The organism is Alitabrizicola rongguiensis (genome assembly GCF_021491355.1).
Taxonomy (GTDB): Bacteria; Pseudomonadota; Alphaproteobacteria; order Rhodobacterales; family Rhodobacteraceae; genus Aliitabrizicola; species Aliitabrizicola rongguiensis.
Window position 1 is genome coordinate 309,502 of record NZ_JAKENF010000004.1, and the last position, 16,770, is coordinate 326,271.

Consider the following 16,770-nt stretch of genomic DNA (forward strand, 5'->3'; position numbering starts at 1 on the left):
CTGTTGCGGGGCGATGTGCCCCTGGTTTTGAATTCTCAGCGTCCAATTTCGCGCAGTGCGGGCCCAAGATGCCCGCCATGGCGGTCGAGAAGTCCGGCAGCCGTCGCCGGATCTGCGCCGGCTGCGATCAGGATTGCGGGCTTAACCGCGCCCAACGTCCGATCCAGCGCCGCGCGCGCCTTGTCCGGGGCGACACCTGACACCGCCGCAACGATGCGGGTCGCCCGATCCACGAGCTTGGCATTGTCGGCCACGACATTGACCATGTAACCCTCGTGAACATGGCCCAGTCCGATCCCGAGCAGGACCGACAGCATGTTCAGCGCCACCTTTTGTGCCGTCGCAGCGCCAAGCCGCGTCGAACCCGCCACGACCTCGGCGCCGGTTTCAATCAGAATGGCGACATCGGCGCCATCCAGCAGTGGGCTCCCCGCCACATTCGCGATTGCGATGACCGTCACCCCCTGCGCCTTCGCCTGGCGGGCGATCTCGACGGTGTAGGGCGTCCTGCCCGAAGCCGAGAGGCAGATGACCGCGTCTCCGGCGTCAAGTCCGGACGCCAGCAGATCGCGGAGGGCAAGCCCGGTATCATCCTCGACCCCGCCCACCATATGGGACAGGGCCTCGGCCCCGCCGGCAAAGAGCATCGGCGTGCGCTCGGGCGCGATTCCGAAGGTTCCCGCGAGTTCCAGCCTGTCTGACAACGCCATGAGACCGGAACTGCCGGCCCCCGCATAGCCTAGCCGCCGCCCGTCGCGCAGCACGTCTGTGGCGATTTGCGCCGCCCTCGCGAGCGCCGGCATAGCAGGTCGGATTGCGCCGATCGCAGCCTGCTGTGCGTCAAGCAAACGCGACAAGGCCACTTCAGCCGACACCGCCTGCAAGCCGTGCGACGAAGGATGCCTTTCTTCCGTGCTGTATCCGGCCATTCGAATCCCCCTGCCAGAGATAATGCCAAATTAATACCAATTGTAAAGTACCTGATGAAATCGGAGGTAAATCCGCCCGAATTCACCCAACAGCGCCTTTTTCCTTTCCTTCTGGTATTGTTTTGGTATTGTTTCGCTCGGGAGGTACTGATGGGGCTGTTTCTGGGAATCGATGGTGGCGGCACTGGCTGTCGTGCGCGGATCGTCGACGGGGTCGGTCGCGTCCTGGGCGAGGGCGCGGCTGGTCCTGCCAATGTGACGACGGATACGCACGGAACCTGCGCAAACATTCTGGCCGCCACTCGCCAAGCCCTCCCTCCGGGAGTGGAAATGTCAGATTTGCACGCCGTTCTGGGCCTGGCCGGGGCAAATGTACGCGACAGTGTCGCGCGACTTTTGCCTGGCCTGCCCTTCGCTCGGATTCGCGTGGTATCCGATGCCCTGACAGCGACGCGCGGCGCGGTTGGGACGGGGGATGGGATCGTCGCCGCCATCGGCACCGGCTCGGTTTTTTCGCGCCAGTGGCGGGGAGAGTACCGGCAGGTCGGCGGCTGGGGGTTGGTTCTGGGCGACGAGGGATCGGGGGCATGGATCGGCCGGTCGATCTTGGCCCACGCCCTTCGAGCGCGCGATGGCCTTTTCCCCGAAACGGACCTGAGCCGCGACCTGATCCGGGAACATGGCGGGCCCGATGGCATCGTGGCCTTCGCCCGCGACGCACGCCCGATCGATTTCGCCCAGCTTGCCCCGCGCGTCGCCGCGAGTGGCGACGATGCGGCGCGACACGTGATGTCAGCGGCGGCGGACGAGGTTGGAGCCTGGATTTCGGTCCTGCAGCCTGATCCACATCTGCCGGTCGTGGTGCTGGGGGGATTGGGGGAGCAATTCGCGCGTCTGCTTGCGCCGCGCTGGACGATCCAGTCGCCTCTGGGAACGGCGCTTGACGGGGCGGTCGCGCTCGCGCGCGAGGAGGGGGCATGAACCAGATCTTCAGTCCTGACGGGTTTGACGAGTCTGGGTCTGGACCACTCTACATCCAGCTCCAGAAGCGTATCTCTGAAGCGATCGCCTCGGGCAGACTGTCCCCCGGCGACAGCCTGCCGCCCGAGCGGGACATGGCGGCCTTGACCGGGTTGAGCCGGGTGACCGTGCGCAAGGCGGTGCAAGCTCTCGTCTCCGGAGGCCAACTCCTGCAGAAGCGCGGATCGGGAACTTTCGTTGCTCCGCGTGTCGAGAAACTGGAGCAGGCGTTGTCGCTTCTGACCTCGTTCACCGAGGACATGGCGCGGCGCGGCCGGACTGTGGAATCTGTCTGGATCACGCGCAGTCTGGCAGCCCCCGCGCCCGAGGAGGTGATGGCGCTTGGTCTTGGTGCCGGGGATCGCGTCGTGCGGCTGGAGCGGGTCCGGTCCAGCGATGGGGTTCCGCTCGCGATCGAGCGGGCGTCGCTCCCGGAATCCGTCCTGCCTGACCCCGCGGGAGTCGAGGGCTCGCTGTACAAGGCGCTCGAGGTACGGGGGATGCGCCCGGTCCGAGCAGTCCAACGCATCTCTGCCGCCAATCTCGGCGCCAAGGATGCGGAACTCTTGAATGTCGCCCCCGGCGTTGCGGGTCTTCGGATCGAGCGGATCAGCTACCTCCCATCGGGACGCGTCGTGGAATTCACCCGCTCACTCTATCGCGGCGATGCCTATGACTTCGCCGTCGAGCTGAAGCTTGCCCCCGACGGGGAAAGGACCATCAAATGACCCAAAGCTACATGGCGGCTGAGGTCGCCGAGATTCCACAGGCCGCAGCGCGGTTTCTGGACCTTTCGAAGCAGGCAGTCGCCGAGACCGCTGCGGAGTTGCGCCGGATCGATCCCGGCCTGATCGTGACTGTCGCGCGCGGATCGTCCGACCATGCGGCGACCTATCTCAAATACGCCGTCGAACTGCTCGCGGGCGTTCCAGTGGCCTCCGTCGGACCTTCGATCGCGTCGATCTACAACCGGCCTCTGCGGCTGCAGGGGGCAGCCTGCATCGGCATCTCGCAGTCCGGTCGAAGCCCGGACATCGTCGAAATGATGCGGGCGGCCGGCGTGGGCGGGGCGCTGAGCATCGCCATTACCAACTTCGCGGATTCCCCGATGGCGCTTGCCTCGGACCATTGCCTGCCGCTGCAGGCAGGGACCGAAAAGAGTGTCGCCGCCACCAAGACCTTCGTCAGCTCAGTTCTTGCCGCGCTGGCATTGCTGGCGGAGTGGCAGCAGGATGACGCGCTGCGCGCGGCCGTGGCCGATCTGCCTGAAGCCTTTGCCAAGGCGCTGAAGTTGGACTGGTCGGCCCTGTCGGCACGGCTTGTTCGGGCACAGTCGCTCTTCGTGCTTGGCCGGGGGCCGGGCTTCGCGATCGCGAACGAGGCGGCGCTGAAGTTCAAGGAAACCTGCGGCCTCCATGCCGAGGCCTATTCCGCCGCCGAGGTGCTCCACGGGCCGGCCGCCCTCGTGCAGGCGCGCTTTCCGGTATTTGCTCTGGCGGTAGAGGATGCAGCGCAGCCGCAAGTCGTTGCGACAGCAGAACGGCTGGCTGCTCAGGATGCCGATGTCTTCGTCACCGGCGCGACCGCGAACGGGGCAATGACGCTACCGCTCGTTTCGGGCTTGCACCCGCTGGTATCTCCGCTCATCGCAGCGGTCGCCTTCTACAAGTTCATCGAGGAACTCGCGCGGCGCCGCGGATTCGACCCCGACACGCCACCGCATCTGCGCAAGGTGACGGAGACGATCTGATGCGCCAGATCCTCATCGGTGCCCGCCTGTTCGATGGACAGCGCCTTCACGGGACCCAAGCGGTCGTAGTGGATGGCGGGCGGGTCGTGGCAACTCTGCCCGAAGCGGACGCGCCTCCGGGAAAGCGTCTGCGACTAGAGGGCGGAGTGCTGGCGCCCGGCCTGATCGACCTGCAGGTCAATGGGGGTGGGGGACGCATGGTTGATGGCAGCGCCACGGCCGATGTCCTGGCAGAGATCTGTGCAGCCCATGCACGGCTTGGCGCGACAGGCATCCTGCCGACCCTCATCACGGACACGCCCGAGGCGACCGCTGCCGTCATCCGGGCGGGGATCGAGGCCGCCCGCCGCAACGTGCCCGGATTTCTGGGCCTTCATCTCGAAGGTCCACATCTGGACCCGCGCCGCAAGGGTGCACATGATCCGCGCCTGATCCGACCTATGGACCAGACCGATCTCGAACGGCTCTGCGATGCCGCGCGGCAACTGCCCGCACTGATGGTCACCCTTGCCCCCGTCGCGGCAAGTGCGGAACAGATCAAGGCGCTGCGGGCGGCGGGGGCCATCGTCAGCCTAGGCCATGCTGAGGCCACGTCCGACGAAGCACGGCAGGCAATCGCTGCCGGCGCGAACTGCGCCACCCATCTGTTCAACGCCATGAGCCAGCTTGGCAACCGCGAGCCGGGAATGGTCGGTACGATCCTGACCGAGAGCATCCCCGCCGGCCTGATCGCGGACAGTATCCACGTTCATCCGGCCGCGATGCGGATCGCGATGGCCGCGAGTCCCCAGAGCTTGTTCCTCGTCAGCGATGCGATGTGCGTCGCCGGTTCGGATCTGACGGAGTTTACCCTGGGCGGTCGCCGAATCCTGCGCCGTCAGGGCAGGTTGACGCTCGAGGATGGGACGTTGGCCGGGGCCGACCTGACCCTGCCAGACGCGATCCATTGTCTGATCACTGAGGTCGGCGTCGCTCCGGAGATCGCGCTTGCAATGGCGACCAGCCGCCCTGCCCGGATCATCGCCGCGCAGGCCCGGGCTGGCTCGATCGGGCCCGGCCGACTCGCCGATCTTGTCCATCTGACCGATGACTGGCGCCTAGGGCAGGTCTGGCAAGGTGGCCAGACGCTGCTGTGATCAGTCCAAGCGAATGCCGGCCCGCGGTCAGTCGTTCAGCCAGCGGCGCATCGCCACAATGTCGTCCTGCATCACCGAATGACCGGCGCCGGGATAGATCAGGCTCTGCACCTCGGCGCCGAGCCCCTTGAGCACCGTCACGCTTTCCTCGACCCGCTTCACCGGAATGTGCGGATCGCGCGAATGGACGCTGATCCAGACCTTGGACCCAGAGCGCGATCCTTCGTAGTCGAACCGCTTGGGGCCATGACCATATAGGGCCGCATCCGGCCCCCCCGTCGCATCACCGGTTCCGGCAAGCGCGCCCGACAACCCGAAGGCGCCAGCGAGACCCTGGCCCTGCCTTGCAAAAGCTTCGAGCGCGAGGACGGCCCCCTGGCTGAAGCCGGCCAGCCATATCCGGCTTCTCGGCAAACCCTCATCTTCCAGCGCCTGCACGGCCCTGCCGGCTTCGGCTACGGCGCGGACCAGATGCGGCTCCATCTGTGACGAGGGAGCAAGAAAGCTGACCGGCCACCAGCTTCCGCCGGGGGCGTCCGGTGCGATGGCGGCAACCTGGGGCAGGGCCAGATGTGGCACCAGACCCAGGATGTCGGCCGAGTTCGACCCGCGCCCGTGCATCAGGACAAGCCCGGAGCGGGCCTGTCCCGCCACTGCACCGGTGCGTCTCACGATGCCACCTTCAGGGGCGGCAGAACGCGCTCGATGCGGTCGCGGATCGGCTCGTATTGAGGCGGCAGTTTCAGGGCCTGCCCGAGTGTCCGCACCGGTTCGTCAACGGCAAATCCGGGCGGATCGGTCGCAATCTCGAACAGGACGCCACCTGGTTCGCGGAAATAGATCGCGTTGAAATACTGCCGGTCGATCACCGGTGTGGTTCGGTGACCGAAGGACAGCAGGCGATCCTGCCAGTCGCGCTGTTCCTCGTTCGTGCGAGCACGGAACGCGACGTGGTGGATGGTTCCGGCACCCGAGCGCCCGATCGAGGGCTTTTCCGAGCGGATCAGGTCGATGACGTTGCCCCGCTCGTCTCCCGGGGCGACCAGGCGAAGCCGCTCGACCCCGCGCAGGGTCTCGTGCCCCCGCTCCTCGTAGCCGAAAGCGTCGGTCAGCAGACGGGCGGTCGGGGCGATGTCCCGTTCCCACAGGGTAACGGAATGGAATCCGTCCAGCAGATCTTCCGTGGTGCGATCAGTCTCTATCAACTCGACCGGTGCGCCGTCGGCATCGCGCAGCGTGATGTATTGCTGACCGAAGCGTTCATCGATGCCGGCAAAGTCCACGGCCGCGTCGCCCAGACGTTCCATCCATTCGGTGAATTTCCCTTTTGGCACGGCGTATGCATAGGCACTGGCCATGCCCGGCCCAGCCCGGCCCGGACCGGCATCGGCAAAAGGAAAGAAGGTCAGGATCGTGCCGGGCGAGCCCTTTCTGTCCCCGTAGTAGAGGTGATAGGTATCGGGCGCGTCGAAGTTGACGGTCTTCTTGACAAGGCGCTGCTTCAGGGTGCCGGTATAGAAGTCGACATTCGCCTGAGCCGGACCGGAAATTGCCGTGACATGGTGAATGCCGGGGATGCTGTTCTTCGTCATGTTGACCTCGAATGAGTTGGTCCGCGGAATGCGGTTTGCTTGCGGTCTAAGATGGGGCTTTGACTCGGCATGTCACCCTGCGACTTCGCACCGAATTTGTGCGAAATGGGTCAATTAAGAATACACTCATCTGGCATGATGGAACGGCGAAGGCAGCGCATGGCTGCAAGGCCCGACTTCCCAAGGTCGGCGCGAGAGCCCGAATGGGGGGAAAGCAGATGCGACACGATCATTTTGCGGCGGTGCTGGCCGTACTACTTGCGGCTTGGCAGCCGGGCGGGGCCGTTGCGGAAACAGCTGGTTCAACGACGGAGACCTCCACCGATGCGAGCCTCAATGAGGCAGCCGCGGGCGAGGATCTGCTGAGTGCGGAGGAACTCGATACCCTGACCGCTCCCGTTGCGCTGTTTCCGGACAGCCTTCTGACACAGATCATGATGGCATCGACCTATCCCATCGACATCGTGAAGGCCGACAGGTTCCTGAACGACAACCCGGACATTGCCGACAAGGAGCGCGCGGCTGACGCCGAAAAGCAAAGCTGGGATCCAAGCGTTCGGGCCCTGACGGCAGGCTTCCCCGATATAGTTTCGCGCATGGCGGACAATATCGACTGGACCGAACAGATGGGCGAGGCGGTACTGATCCAGACCGATGACGTTCTCGACAGCGTGCAGCGGCTGCGTGAACAGGCAAAGGCAAATGGCTATCTCGAATCGAACGACGCGCAGACGGTCGAGGTCACCAACGACAACACCATTGTCGTGCAGCCGGCCGATCCCGAAGTCGTCTATGTGCCGACCTATGACAGCAACGTTGTCTATACGCAGACGGCCCCGGCCAACCCTGTATACATTTCCGATGGCAATGACTGGGGCGATGCTCTGGCCACCGGCGCAATCGTTTTCGGCACGGCCATGATCCTGGACGAGATCTTCGATGACGACGATCCCTGGGACGACTACTGGCGGGGTCCGCCTGTGATCGACTGGAACGACGGCGATTTCTATCCGCGGCCGGGCGGGATCAACGTCAACGGCGACATCAACATCGACAATGACCGCTTCACCAACATCAGCCGCGACAAGGTCCAGATCGACCGCGAGACGATCAATGGCGGCAACAGGATCGGTGATCTCGACCGCAACCAACTCGACAGACAGTTCGACGGCAGTTTCCAGCCTGGCGATGACCAGCGGGCAAATGCGCGGGCCAAGATCGAGAACCGCAAGGCAACCGGCGAGGGCGTTGCAAGGGTACGAAACCCCGAGGGCGGCGGTCTGGCGGCCGGTGCGGGAGCGGGCGCAGTGGCCGGTGCCGCGGCTGGCAAGATCAAGAAACCGGACAACGCCCTGCCAAAAGTCAACCGGCCTGCTGCCACGAAGCAGCCCGCGAAGGTGAACAAGCCGGCCAATGTCAGCCGTCCGGCCAATGTCTCGAAACCCACCAAGGCGGTTCGCCCCGCCACGGTCAACAAGCCATCCCGATCGTCGGCGATGGAACGGACGGGCGGCAGCAGGGCCAAGGCCGCATCAAGCCGTGGACGTGCCAGCGCGGGCCGGAGGGGTTAAGACCATGAAGCACATCATCACCGTTTCCGCCGCCTTGATTCTGGCTGCAACTCCCATGCGGGCAGAGCCAGCGAAATATGCCACGCCTGATGCGGCAGTCGATGCTGTCATGGCTGCCCTCAAGGCACGCGACCGGGACGCCCTGCTGACCGTCTTCGGCCCCGAGAACGAGGATGTCGCGTTCACCGGCGACTCCGAACGGGATCTCGAGATCTGGACCGGGTTCATCCGCGAGTACCGCCGGCGCCACAGCATCGAAATGGAAGGGCCTGACCGTGCGATTCTGCACATCGGTCGCGAGGACTGGCCCTTTCCGGCACCGATCGTGAAGACGTCAGGCACCTGGTCCTTTGATGGCGCTGCGGCGCGCGAGGAGGTTCAGATGCGCCGCATCGGGATCAACGAGCTTGACGTGATCGACCTCATGCATCGTGCCGTCACGGTGCAGTCGGTCTATCGGCAGACCGATCATGACGGGGACGGCGTCATGGAATTCGCCTCGTCGATCCTCAGTACACCTGGTCGCCGCGACGGTCTTTACTGGCCATCCGAAGCCGGAACAGAGGAAAGCCCGATCGGTGCGTTCCTGGCGCGAGCCTCAGATAGCGGCTTCAGTATCGACGGCACGGATCAGGAGCCGGACCCCTATCTCGGCTACTACTTCCGTATCCTGCAAAAACAGGGCGGTGGCGCGCCCGGCGGGGCCCTCGATTACATCGTGAACGGCAACATGATTGCCGGCCATGCCCTGCTTGCCTACCCGGCCGCCTATGGTGAAACCGGGATCATGACTTTCATCGTCGGCGAAAACGGCATCGTCTACGAAAAGGATTTGGGCGCTGATACCCTGCCTGCCGCCGAAGCGATCGACAGCTACGATCCGGGTGAAGGTTGGGTGCCGGCCGAGTGAGATGCAGATCGTACATGCACAGGAGACCGCTCTGAGGTGCCTGTGCATGTTTTGCCTTTAGCCGAACAGCCTCAGTCAGAGTTCAGCCATAACCGCGGACAAGCGCCGAGGAAACAAGCGACCAACCGTCGGCGATGACGAAGAAGGCCAGCTTGAACGGCATGGACACGGCTGCCGGCGGAACCATCATCATGCCCATCGACATCAGGACTGCCGCCACGACGAGGTCGATGATCAGAAACGGCAGGTAGATCAGGAAGCCGATTTCAAAGGCGCCTTGGATCTCGCTCAGCATGAAGCTGGGCACCAAAAGCGACAAGGGGGCGTCAGCCATGGCGGCCGTCCCCTGTGCGGGGCGAAGGTCGCGCAAGGTTTCAAAGGTCTGTAGATCTACACGAAGGGCCATGAAACCGCGAAACGGCGACACCACGGCAGGTACTGCCGTTTCGATCGGAATGCTGCCGGCCATCAGCGGTTCGATCCCGTCATGCCAGGCCCGGGTAAAGACCGGGTCCATGACAAACCATGTAATAAACAGCGACAGGCTGACGATGACCATGTTCGGAGGGGACTGCTGTAACCCGATCGCTTGGCGCAGGATCGACAGCACGGTCACAACAAAAGGAAAGCAGGTGACCATGATCGCCAAGCCTGGAGCGAGGCTCAGCAGCGTCACGAGCGTGATGAGCTGGATGCTCCGCGCTGCAAGAGAACTGTCGCTGCCCAGATCGAAGGTAACCTGTTGGGCAAGCACGGGGCTGGCCACGGCCAAGGCAACAACCAGCGCCGCGACTGCCAGCATACATCTCCAAGGCATCAAAGACCGCCCCGCAGGTTGGCGACTTCGGTCAGTCGGACAGCCAGCTGGCCAGCATGGTCACCATCCAGCTCCGTAAGTTCGCCCCGGGCGATCAGGCGATCTCCGACATAGAGCTCGACCGGATCGTCGACCCTTCGATCGAGTATGAGCACAGCGTCACGCTGCAAGCGTAGCAGATCGCGGATCTGCGGTCGGGCCCGTCCCACTGAAATCACGACTTCGATCGGCACCTGGGCGAAGGGAGTCTGGTCGCCATTTTCATCCATGTTTCCGCTCTCCTTCGACAACCTGATAGAAACGTTGAAGGCAGGTGGTGATCTCTTCAGCGGCGTGCTGCAGGTCGATCTGAACCTCGCTTTTCTCGAAGATCAGGAAGACCTGCCCCTCGCCCAGCGAGGGCTCTTCACGAATGCGCACGGGCAATCCCGTGCTCGCCTCCAGCAGCGGCTCGACTGCCGGCCGCGCGGTGGGATTCAGTACAAGCGTCACCGGGACTTCGGAGGCGCGCTCGGCCAGTGGCATGAGAGCCTCCAGAACGGTTGGCGCCAGAGCGTCGCGCGCAAGCTGCGGCACAACATGGCAGGCCATCTCCTGCAGAAGCGGGCCGAGCGCGCGGATGATGTGGCTCCGCGCCTCATGATAGGTGAAGGACAGAGATTGAAGGTTGCGTGCAATATCTACCCGGAGTTTCGTCTGCTCCTGTGCTTCAGTAGCGGCTGCATCTTCCCAACCGGCAGCATAGCCCGATTCATAGGCCGCTAGGCGCAGTTCCTCCAGATCGGCATCAGCTGGAGCGGCCCCTTCAACGGAAGGCCGCTCGTCGCTGTCGAATACCTCGAGCTTCAGTGGCGGCATCAGCCGATGCGACCAGATGCTTGACGGCACGCGCCTGCGCAACCGTCAGGCTGCTGCCGGCCGTCGTCACAGTCACGCTTGCCGTTGGTGGAACGTCGGGGCGAAACGGCTGGCAGCCAAAGTTACCTCGACCACGTCCGTCGAGGCCTATGCCGCGATTCAGGAGGCCCGCGGTGGAAGTGCCGATACGATCCTCGTCTTCAAGGGCGGAGTCGAAGTTCCGGCCAGCAAGATTGTGGCGCTCCGCGGCGGCTGACCAGCGCTTGCGGCGCAGGTTCTGGCGGACTAGCTTCCCGGCCGCATGAAACTCTCGCCATCCCTTCGCAGAACGATCGAAGCAGCGCTGCCGCGCTTGGCAGGCTTCGACTGGGTGCCGCTTACTGGCGGGCGCACCAACCATCTGTGGCGGGTCGGCGATCAGGTGGTAAAGGTCTTTGACAGCTCGCAGGCGAGCCCCCTTTTTCCGAACGATGGCGCAGCAGAGGTTGCGGCACTCCGATGCTTCGGGCCGCTCGGGCTTGCCCCGCAACTGACCGCCTCCGGGGCTGGCTGGATCGCCTATGGATTCCTAAGCGGATCGACGTGGCAGGCTGACCCGCGCCCGGTTGCAGAGATGCTGCATCGGCTGCACACGAGCCGGCCCGATCCACGCCCGACCTTTCGAAATCTGCCTTCAGGGGGCGCGGCGATCATCGCTCAGACAGAGGCCATCCTTTCGGAGTGCAAGGATCGTCTTCCGCTCGGAGAGGTCAGCACGGTGCAGCCTGGCCCCCGCCTCGTCGCCGTTCCGATCCATTCCGACATCGTTCCGGGAAACCTGATCGTCGATGCAGGTTCAGTCACTGCGATCGACTGGCAATGTCCGGCCCTTGGCGATCCCACCGAAGACCTTGCAACGTTTCTGTCGCCAGCCATGCAATGGCTTTACCGCGGACGCGTCCTGACCGTCGAGGAGCGGGCGGCGTTCCTTGGTGCCTATCCCGATCAGGCAGTCATCGAACGCCTCACCTCTCTCCTGCCAGCCTATCGCCTTCGCATGGCGGCGCATTGCCTATGGCGCGCCGAACGTGGTGCAACCGACTACGGAACTGCCCTCAAACTGGAGATGTCGCCCTAAAGCAGCGAATGCAGCAGCATTCCAAGCCCGGCCAAGGCTGCCCCTGTGGCCATCCAGATGACCGGATGCGTTCTTGGAGGAGCCGAGGCAGGCGCGGGGCGCTCGGCCTGCCGGATCAGCATCCCTTCGACCAAGTTTGGAAGCCTGGGTCCGAACCGCGCCAGAACCCGGGCCGTCTTCGACAGATCGCGAGCCAGCGCGCTCGGGCCTACATTGCTGCGAATATACCCTTCGACGATCGGGCGAGCGACCTGCCAGATATTGATATGCGCGTCCAGGCTGCGCGCCACGCCCTCGACCACCACCATCGTGCGTTGAAGCAGGATGAGTTCGGTCCGCGTCTCCATTCCGAAGCGTTCCGTCACCTCGAACAGGTAGGCCAGAAGCCGCGCCATCGAGATCCGGTTCGCTTCCATGCCGAAGATCGGCTCTCCGACGGCGCGCAGGGCGCGGGCGAATTCGTCGATGTCGCGATCGGCAGGAACATAGCCTGCTTCAAAATGCACCTCGGCCACGCGGCGATAGTCTCGACGGATGAAGCCATAAAGGATCTCGGCATAGACACGCCGTGTATACTCGTCGATCCGGCCCATGATCCCGAAGTCAAATGCGATAATGTCGCCATTCGCGGCAACTTTCAGGTTTCCCTGATGCATGTCGGCATGGAAGTAGCCGTCGCGCAGCGCGTGGCTGAGGAAAAGCTGCAGCACCCGCGAGGCAAGGCGCGCGCGGTCGTGTCCGGCAGCATCGAGCGCCGCATTGTCCGACAGCCCAATACCCTCGGCCCAGCCGATCGTCATGACCGTGCGGCCGGACAGGTTCCAGACGGGCTTTGGCACCTGGAACCCTTCGTCCTTTTCTGTGTTCGCGGCGAATTCCGACGCCGCTGCACTTTCCAGCCGTAGATCGAGTTCGCCCATCACGACGCCTTCGAAATGCGTGATGACGTCCATCGGACGCAGGCGGCGCGACGCGGGCGAGAGCATCTCGATCATGTGCGCAGCCAGATAGAAGGCGTCGATATCGGTGCGGAAGGCACGCTCGATATGGGGGCGCAAGACCTTGACCGCGACCTCCTGGCCATTGTCACAAAGGCGCGCGCGATGAACCTGGGCAATCGAAGCAGCCGCGACCGGCTCGGAAAACTCCGAGAAGGCCTGGGCGACCGGAATGCCCAGCTCTGCCTCGACCATCTGTTTGGCGATCTCGGTCGGAAAGGGCGGCAGCTTGTCCTGGAGGTACTTGAGCTGCTCGGCCAGTTCGTCGCCGACAATGTCCGGGCGCGTCGAAAGGATCTGGCCGAACTTGATGTATGCGGGTCCCAGGGCAGTCAGGGCCCGGGTGGCCGGCGGAAGCTCGGGATCGCCTTTCAGTCCAAGCCATTTGAATGGCCAGCCAAGCGCCCAGGCGACGAAGCGCAGCCGGGGCGGGGCGCTCATCGCCTCGAGCACCACGCCCATCGCGCCGGTTCGTTCCAGCGTGGCGCCAGTGCGGACAAGCCGCCAGATATTGTGGGGACCACGCACCTAGATCTTCCAGCCAGAATGCAGAGCCGCAATACCCATCGAAAGGTTCCGGTACTTGACCTGGGAGAACCCGGCCTCGCGGATCATGGCGGCGAAGGTTTCCTGATCGGGGAACTTGCGGATCGACTCGACCAGATACTGATAGCTGTCACGATCATTGGCGATGATCTGGCCCATCACAGGAATCACATTGAAGGAATAGCGGTCGTACAGCCACTGCAGGCCCTCATTCGGGATCTGGCTGAACTCAAGCACCATAAGCCGCCCGCCGGGCTTGAGCACACGATAGGCCTCTTTCAGCGCATCCGGGATTCGCGTGACGTTCCGGATGCCGAAGCTGATCGTATAGACGTCGAATGTCCGATCGGCGAAGGGCAAAGCCATCGCATCGCCGACGATCCAGTCGAGCCGGCCGGCCATGTCCTCGGCCTCGGCGCGCTTGCGCCCCTCGATCAGCATCGACTCCGTCATGTCGAGCACTGTCGCAGTTGCGCCCGGCGCACGCTTGAGGAACCGAAACGCGACATCGCCCGTGCCTCCGGCTACGTCCAGGAGGTGCTGACCGGGGCGGGGAGCCAGCCAGTCCATCATCGCATCCTTCCAGAGGCGATGAATCCCGACTGACATGACATCGTTCATCACGTCATAGCGCGAAGCCACTCGGGTGAAGACGCCATGCACCATGCCGGCCTTTTCGCCCTCCGCGACGGTCTGAAAGCCGAAATGGGTGGTCTTGGTCTGATCGCTCATCTGCGCTTCGCCCCGGAATGGTTGGGCCATGGGATACCGTCTCGCGACGGGAAGGACAAATCCTCAATCTGCCGCAGCGCGGTCTCTTGTTCCCCGAGGACTGGGTCGCCAAGTTCGGGGCAACGAAACGCGGGCAGATTCGGACGCATGACGCGCGCACCGCGAGGAGAACCGAAACGATGCCCGAACTGCCAGAGGTCGAGACTGTCCGACGGGGATTGGAGCCGGTCATGACCGGGCACACCATCGCCCGGGCCGATGTCCGCCGCCCGGATCTGCGTTTTCCCCTGCCCGCGCAGATGGCGGAGCGGCTGACAGGCAAGCGCATAGACGGGCTTCGCCGGCGGTCAAAATACATACTGGCCGATCTGTCCTCGGGTGAGACGCTTTTGATCCATTTGGGAATGTCGGGCCGGATGCTGGTTTCGGGAACCATGATCGGCGACTTTCACCACGACCATCCCGCCCCTGAAAAGCATGACCATGTGGTTCTCGACCTGGACGATGGCGCGCGGATCACCTTCAACGATGCACGTCGTTTCGGGGCGATGGACCTCTTGGCGACAGCGCAAGCCGAGTCGCATCCGCTTCTGGCCTCTCTTGGGCCCGAGCCATTCGGCAATGGCTTTTCCGAAGAGTACCTGGCCGGCCGTCTTCAAGGGCGGACCATGCCGATCAAGGCGGCGCTTCTTGATCAAAGGCTCGTAGCCGGTCTTGGCAACATCTATGTCTGCGAGGTGCTGTTTCGCGCAGGCCTGAATCCGGCCCGTGCAGCGGGCGCCTTGGCACCCGACGAGGTTTCGCGGCTTGTGCCGCTGATCCGCGAGGTGCTGGGAGAGGCGATCGACGCGGGTGGCTCATCGCTGCGCGACTACAGACAGGCAGGTGGAGAGCTTGGCTATTTCCAGCACAGTTTCCGCGTCTACGACCGCGAGGGACAGACCTGTGCCACGCCTGACTGTGGCGCGACCGTAGCGCGTATCGTGCAATCGGGCCGCTCGTCATTCTACTGTCCGCATTGCCAGTCCTGACTTGAACACCCGGCCCGCCCTGATAGGACAAGACGCGATCGCAGCACCGGAGGATGCCATGGCTTACGAAACGATCATCGTCACCGTCGAGGACGGGGTCGCGCTGATCCGCCTGAACAGACCCGAGGCGCTGAATGCCCTGAATGCAGCCCTGATGCGGGAACTGACCGCGGCGTTGACCGCTGCCGATGCCGACGACACCGTGCGCTGCATCGTCCTCACCGGATCGGACAAGGCCTTTGCCGCTGGCGCGGATATTCGCGAGATGGCCGGCAAGACCTTCGTTGATACCTTCTTTGACGACATGTTCGCCCCCGAGGTTGGCGCGATAGAGCGTGTGCGCAAGCCCATCATTGCGGCAGTGGCGGGCTATGCCCTGGGTGGCGGCTGTGAACTCGCCATGATGTGCGACTTCATCATCGCGGCCGATACGGCCAAGTTCGGGCAGCCCGAGATCAATCTGGGCGTCATGGCCGGCATGGGCGGAACGCAGCGGATGACCCGGGCGATCGGCAAGTCGAAGAGCATGGATATGCATCTTACCGGGCGCTTCATGGATGCGGCCGAGGCCGAGCGCTCGGGTCTCGTAAGCCGGGTGGTTCCGGCTGCCGAGCTTGCCGCAGAGGCACGGAAAGCGGCGGAAGCGATTGCCGCCAAGTCTCTCCTGGCCTCGATGGCGGCAAAGGAGGCCATCAACCGGTCCCAGGAGACCAGCCTCGCCGAGGGCCTTCTCTTCGAGCGGCGTGTGTTCCACGCGCTCTTCGCGACCAAAGACCAGAAGGAGGGGATGGCTGCCTTCATCGAAAAGCGGAAGCCGCAGTTCCGCGACGAATAAGGCCCGGAAACCTTGCGTTTCGCGGGTTGACTTGGGTTCGAGTCGCCCGTAAAGACGCGGCTTCAGAATTCCCTATACCGTAGAACCGGAAGTCGAACGAATGGCTAATACGCCCCAGTCCAAGAAGCGCGCCCGCCAGAGCGAGGCCCGCTACGCCGTGAACAAGTCGCGCCGGTCCCGGATCCGCACCTTCCTGCGCAAGGTCGAAGAGGCGATCGCCTCGGGCGACCAGACCGCAGCAGCCGAAGCGCTCCGCGTGGCCCAGCCCGAGCTGGCACGTGGCGTGACCAAAGGTGTGGTGCACAAGAACACGCTCGCCCGCAAGATGTCGCGCCTTTCCTCGCGCGTCAAAGCTCTGGGCGTTGCGACCGCCTGATCCGCGGACTGCTGATTGATAGATCGAAGGGCGTGCCGTTGCGGTGCGCCCTTTTTGTTTTTCGCTGCCGCCGGTGTCGCCCTGAAACCGGGCAGTGTTGCATAACAATCGCAGCCCTTTCCGGATTCGGTCCCCACCCCCCTGAGTCAACAGAGAAGTTCGGTTGCAGTCGCTTCTGGCGACTTGCTAGCGTCACCTTGCGATTCACATCGTCCTGGGGGGACATGGGAAGATCGTGAACGGTAAACTGCCCTAGCAGCGTCTCTGCCGACGCTGTGGAATTCTGGGAAAATCGTTTGCGATCAACCGATTGGAGCGCATGGCAAAGTGGGGCTTTGCCTGCGTCCGATAGAGGGTGACTGCGTCGGCGACTCGTTGGCCGACGGGGAACCTGACATGTCCAAGAAGAAATGAGGCTGTGCCGTCTGGCGCTCCGGTTCCTTTTGGAATCGGGATGTCTTGTGCGGAAACACCGGGTGCCGGCAGGTCCACTGTCGGCGATTGGTGCATGGGCCAAAGCAGGGCGCTGAGGGTGGCGAGGGACGCGAAAGA

At 63.7% G+C, this 16,770-nt stretch carries 19 protein-coding genes; 11 read left to right on the forward strand and 8 right to left on the reverse strand.

The window, feature by feature from the left end; all coding sequences use genetic code 11:
• Positions 1-35 precede the first annotated feature (35 nt).
• Entirely contained in the window at positions 36-929 is an 894-nt protein-coding gene (locus L0V05_RS17635) for an N-acetylmuramic acid 6-phosphate etherase (RefSeq protein WP_234872800.1), read from the reverse strand.
• 150 nt (positions 930-1,079) lie between these two features.
• Between L0V05_RS17635 and L0V05_RS17640 the strand changes: the two genes are divergently transcribed.
• From L0V05_RS17640 to nagA, 4 genes are read left to right on the forward strand one after another with little or no spacing between them, the layout of a single operon-like run.
• Complete coding sequence (locus L0V05_RS17640) at positions 1,080-1,910, forward strand: glucosamine kinase nucleotide-binding domain-containing protein (protein WP_234872801.1); 831 nt, start codon at positions 1,080-1,082, stop codon at positions 1,908-1,910.
• Positions 1,907-2,677 carry a GntR family transcriptional regulator gene (locus L0V05_RS17645; protein ID WP_234872802.1) on the forward strand — a complete coding sequence of 257 codons (771 nt, stop codon included), beginning with the start codon at positions 1,907-1,909 and terminating at the stop codon, positions 2,675-2,677. The genes L0V05_RS17640 and L0V05_RS17645 overlap by 4 nt, the downstream gene beginning before the upstream one ends.
• Positions 2,674-3,699, forward strand: coding sequence for an SIS domain-containing protein (locus L0V05_RS17650; RefSeq protein WP_234872803.1), 1,026 nt, complete (start codon positions 2,674-2,676; stop codon positions 3,697-3,699). The genes L0V05_RS17645 and L0V05_RS17650 overlap by 4 nt, the downstream gene beginning before the upstream one ends.
• Positions 3,699-4,835, forward strand: coding sequence for an N-acetylglucosamine-6-phosphate deacetylase (gene nagA / locus L0V05_RS17655; protein ID WP_234872804.1), 1,137 nt, complete (start codon positions 3,699-3,701; stop codon positions 4,833-4,835). The genes L0V05_RS17650 and nagA overlap by 1 nt, the downstream gene beginning before the upstream one ends.
• Before the next feature lie 27 nt (positions 4,836-4,862).
• Here nagA and L0V05_RS17660 read toward each other — a convergent pair whose 3' ends face one another.
• Both L0V05_RS17660 and L0V05_RS17665 read right to left on the reverse strand, forming a co-directional pair.
• A complete protein-coding gene (locus L0V05_RS17660) occupies positions 4,863-5,507 on the reverse strand; it encodes an alpha/beta hydrolase (RefSeq protein ID WP_234872805.1) in 645 nt (214 codons plus the stop codon).
• Positions 5,504-6,427, reverse strand: a complete 924-nt coding sequence (locus tag L0V05_RS17665; RefSeq protein WP_234872806.1) for a ring-cleaving dioxygenase — start codon at positions 6,425-6,427, stop codon at positions 5,504-5,506. Before L0V05_RS17665 ends, L0V05_RS17660 begins: the two co-directional genes overlap by 4 nt.
• 218 nt (positions 6,428-6,645) lie before the next feature.
• On the opposite strand from L0V05_RS17665, the gene L0V05_RS17670 reads away from it, so the two are divergent.
• Positions 6,646-7,998, forward strand: coding sequence for a DUF3300 domain-containing protein (locus L0V05_RS17670; protein WP_234872807.1), 1,353 nt, complete (start codon positions 6,646-6,648; stop codon positions 7,996-7,998).
• 4 nt (positions 7,999-8,002) lie between these two features.
• Positions 8,003-8,908, forward strand: a complete 906-nt coding sequence (locus L0V05_RS17675) for a DUF2950 domain-containing protein (protein ID WP_234872808.1) — start codon at positions 8,003-8,005, stop codon at positions 8,906-8,908.
• An 82-nt stretch (positions 8,909-8,990) separates the two neighbouring features.
• Here the strand turns inward: L0V05_RS17675 and fliP are convergent, their stop codons facing one another.
• From fliP to L0V05_RS17690, 3 genes are read right to left on the reverse strand one after another with little or no spacing between them, the layout of a single operon-like run.
• Positions 8,991-9,710 (reverse strand): flagellar type III secretion system pore protein FliP, encoded by a 720-nt coding sequence (gene fliP / locus L0V05_RS17680; protein ID WP_234872809.1) that lies wholly within the window; start codon positions 9,708-9,710, stop codon positions 8,991-8,993.
• 14 nt (positions 9,711-9,724) lie between these two features.
• A complete protein-coding gene (locus L0V05_RS17685) occupies positions 9,725-9,994 on the reverse strand; it encodes a FliM/FliN family flagellar motor switch protein (RefSeq protein WP_234872810.1) in 270 nt (89 codons plus the stop codon).
• Positions 9,987-10,583, reverse strand: a complete 597-nt coding sequence (locus L0V05_RS17690; protein WP_234872811.1) for a FliH/SctL family protein — start codon at positions 10,581-10,583, stop codon at positions 9,987-9,989. The genes L0V05_RS17685 and L0V05_RS17690 overlap by 8 nt, the downstream gene beginning before the upstream one ends.
• Before the next feature lie 16 nt (positions 10,584-10,599).
• On the opposite strand from L0V05_RS17690, the gene L0V05_RS17695 reads away from it, so the two are divergent.
• On the forward strand, positions 10,600-10,839 hold the full coding sequence (locus L0V05_RS17695; RefSeq protein WP_234872945.1) for a hypothetical protein: 240 nt from the start codon (positions 10,600-10,602) through the stop codon (positions 10,837-10,839).
• Positions 10,840-10,884: 45 nt separating this feature from the next.
• Complete coding sequence (locus tag L0V05_RS17700; protein WP_234872812.1) at positions 10,885-11,700, forward strand: phosphotransferase; 816 nt, start codon at positions 10,885-10,887, stop codon at positions 11,698-11,700.
• Here the strand turns inward: L0V05_RS17700 and ubiB are convergent.
• Together ubiB and ubiE are read right to left on the reverse strand one after the other, a co-directional pair.
• A complete protein-coding gene (gene ubiB, locus L0V05_RS17705; RefSeq protein ID WP_234872813.1) occupies positions 11,697-13,226 on the reverse strand; it encodes a 2-polyprenylphenol 6-hydroxylase in 1,530 nt (509 codons plus the stop codon). The genes L0V05_RS17700 and ubiB overlap by 4 nt on opposite strands.
• Positions 13,227-13,976: a bifunctional demethylmenaquinone methyltransferase/2-methoxy-6-polyprenyl-1,4-benzoquinol methylase UbiE gene (ubiE, locus tag L0V05_RS17710; RefSeq protein WP_234872933.1), complete on the reverse strand. Its 750-nt coding sequence runs from the start codon at positions 13,974-13,976 to the stop codon at positions 13,227-13,229.
• A 179-nt stretch (positions 13,977-14,155) separates the two neighbouring features.
• Here ubiE and mutM point away from each other — a divergent pair, with 179 nt between their 5' ends.
• The 3 genes from mutM (at position 14,156) to rpsT (ending at position 16,218) form a co-directional block, all read left to right on the forward strand.
• Complete coding sequence (mutM, locus tag L0V05_RS17715; protein ID WP_234872814.1) at positions 14,156-15,007, forward strand: bifunctional DNA-formamidopyrimidine glycosylase/DNA-(apurinic or apyrimidinic site) lyase; 852 nt, start codon at positions 14,156-14,158, stop codon at positions 15,005-15,007.
• A gap of 58 nt (positions 15,008-15,065) precedes the next feature.
• The gene (locus L0V05_RS17720) at positions 15,066-15,842 is read left to right on the forward strand and encodes an enoyl-CoA hydratase (protein ID WP_234872815.1); all 777 of its coding nucleotides are present in this window, start codon (positions 15,066-15,068) and stop codon (positions 15,840-15,842) included.
• 100 nt (positions 15,843-15,942) lie between these two features.
• Entirely contained in the window at positions 15,943-16,218 is a 276-nt protein-coding gene (gene rpsT / locus L0V05_RS17725; protein WP_234872816.1) for a 30S ribosomal protein S20, read from the forward strand.
• The last annotated feature ends 552 nt before the right edge of the window (positions 16,219-16,770 follow it).

Coding starts and splice junctions, on each gene's coding strand:
- L0V05_RS17635 (WP_234872800.1), bottom strand. CDS start 929: ATGGCCGGATACAGCACGGAAGAAAGGCATCCTTCGTCGCACGGCTTG.
- L0V05_RS17640 (WP_234872801.1), top strand. CDS start 1,080: ATGGGGCTGTTTCTGGGAATCGATGGTGGCGGCACTGGCTGTCGTGCG.
- L0V05_RS17645 (WP_234872802.1), top strand. CDS start 1,907: ATGAACCAGATCTTCAGTCCTGACGGGTTTGACGAGTCTGGGTCTGGA.
- L0V05_RS17650 (WP_234872803.1), top strand. CDS start 2,674: ATGACCCAAAGCTACATGGCGGCTGAGGTCGCCGAGATTCCACAGGCC.
- nagA (WP_234872804.1), top strand. CDS start 3,699: ATGCGCCAGATCCTCATCGGTGCCCGCCTGTTCGATGGACAGCGCCTT.
- L0V05_RS17665 (WP_234872806.1), bottom strand. CDS start 6,427: ATGACGAAGAACAGCATCCCCGGCATTCACCATGTCACGGCAATTTCC.
- L0V05_RS17670 (WP_234872807.1), top strand. CDS start 6,646: ATGCGACACGATCATTTTGCGGCGGTGCTGGCCGTACTACTTGCGGCT.
- L0V05_RS17675 (WP_234872808.1), top strand. CDS start 8,003: ATGAAGCACATCATCACCGTTTCCGCCGCCTTGATTCTGGCTGCAACT.
- fliP (WP_234872809.1), bottom strand. CDS start 9,710: ATGCTGGCAGTCGCGGCGCTGGTTGTTGCCTTGGCCGTGGCCAGCCCC.
- L0V05_RS17685 (WP_234872810.1), bottom strand. CDS start 9,994: ATGGATGAAAATGGCGACCAGACTCCCTTCGCCCAGGTGCCGATCGAA.
- L0V05_RS17690 (WP_234872811.1), bottom strand. CDS start 10,583: ATGCCGCCACTGAAGCTCGAGGTATTCGACAGCGACGAGCGGCCTTCC.
- L0V05_RS17695 (WP_234872945.1), top strand. CDS start 10,600: ATGCTTGACGGCACGCGCCTGCGCAACCGTCAGGCTGCTGCCGGCCGT.
- L0V05_RS17700 (WP_234872812.1), top strand. CDS start 10,885: ATGAAACTCTCGCCATCCCTTCGCAGAACGATCGAAGCAGCGCTGCCG.
- ubiE (WP_234872933.1), bottom strand. CDS start 13,976: ATGAGCGATCAGACCAAGACCACCCATTTCGGCTTTCAGACCGTCGCG.
- mutM (WP_234872814.1), top strand. CDS start 14,156: ATGCCCGAACTGCCAGAGGTCGAGACTGTCCGACGGGGATTGGAGCCG.
- L0V05_RS17720 (WP_234872815.1), top strand. CDS start 15,066: ATGGCTTACGAAACGATCATCGTCACCGTCGAGGACGGGGTCGCGCTG.
- rpsT (WP_234872816.1), top strand. CDS start 15,943: ATGGCTAATACGCCCCAGTCCAAGAAGCGCGCCCGCCAGAGCGAGGCC.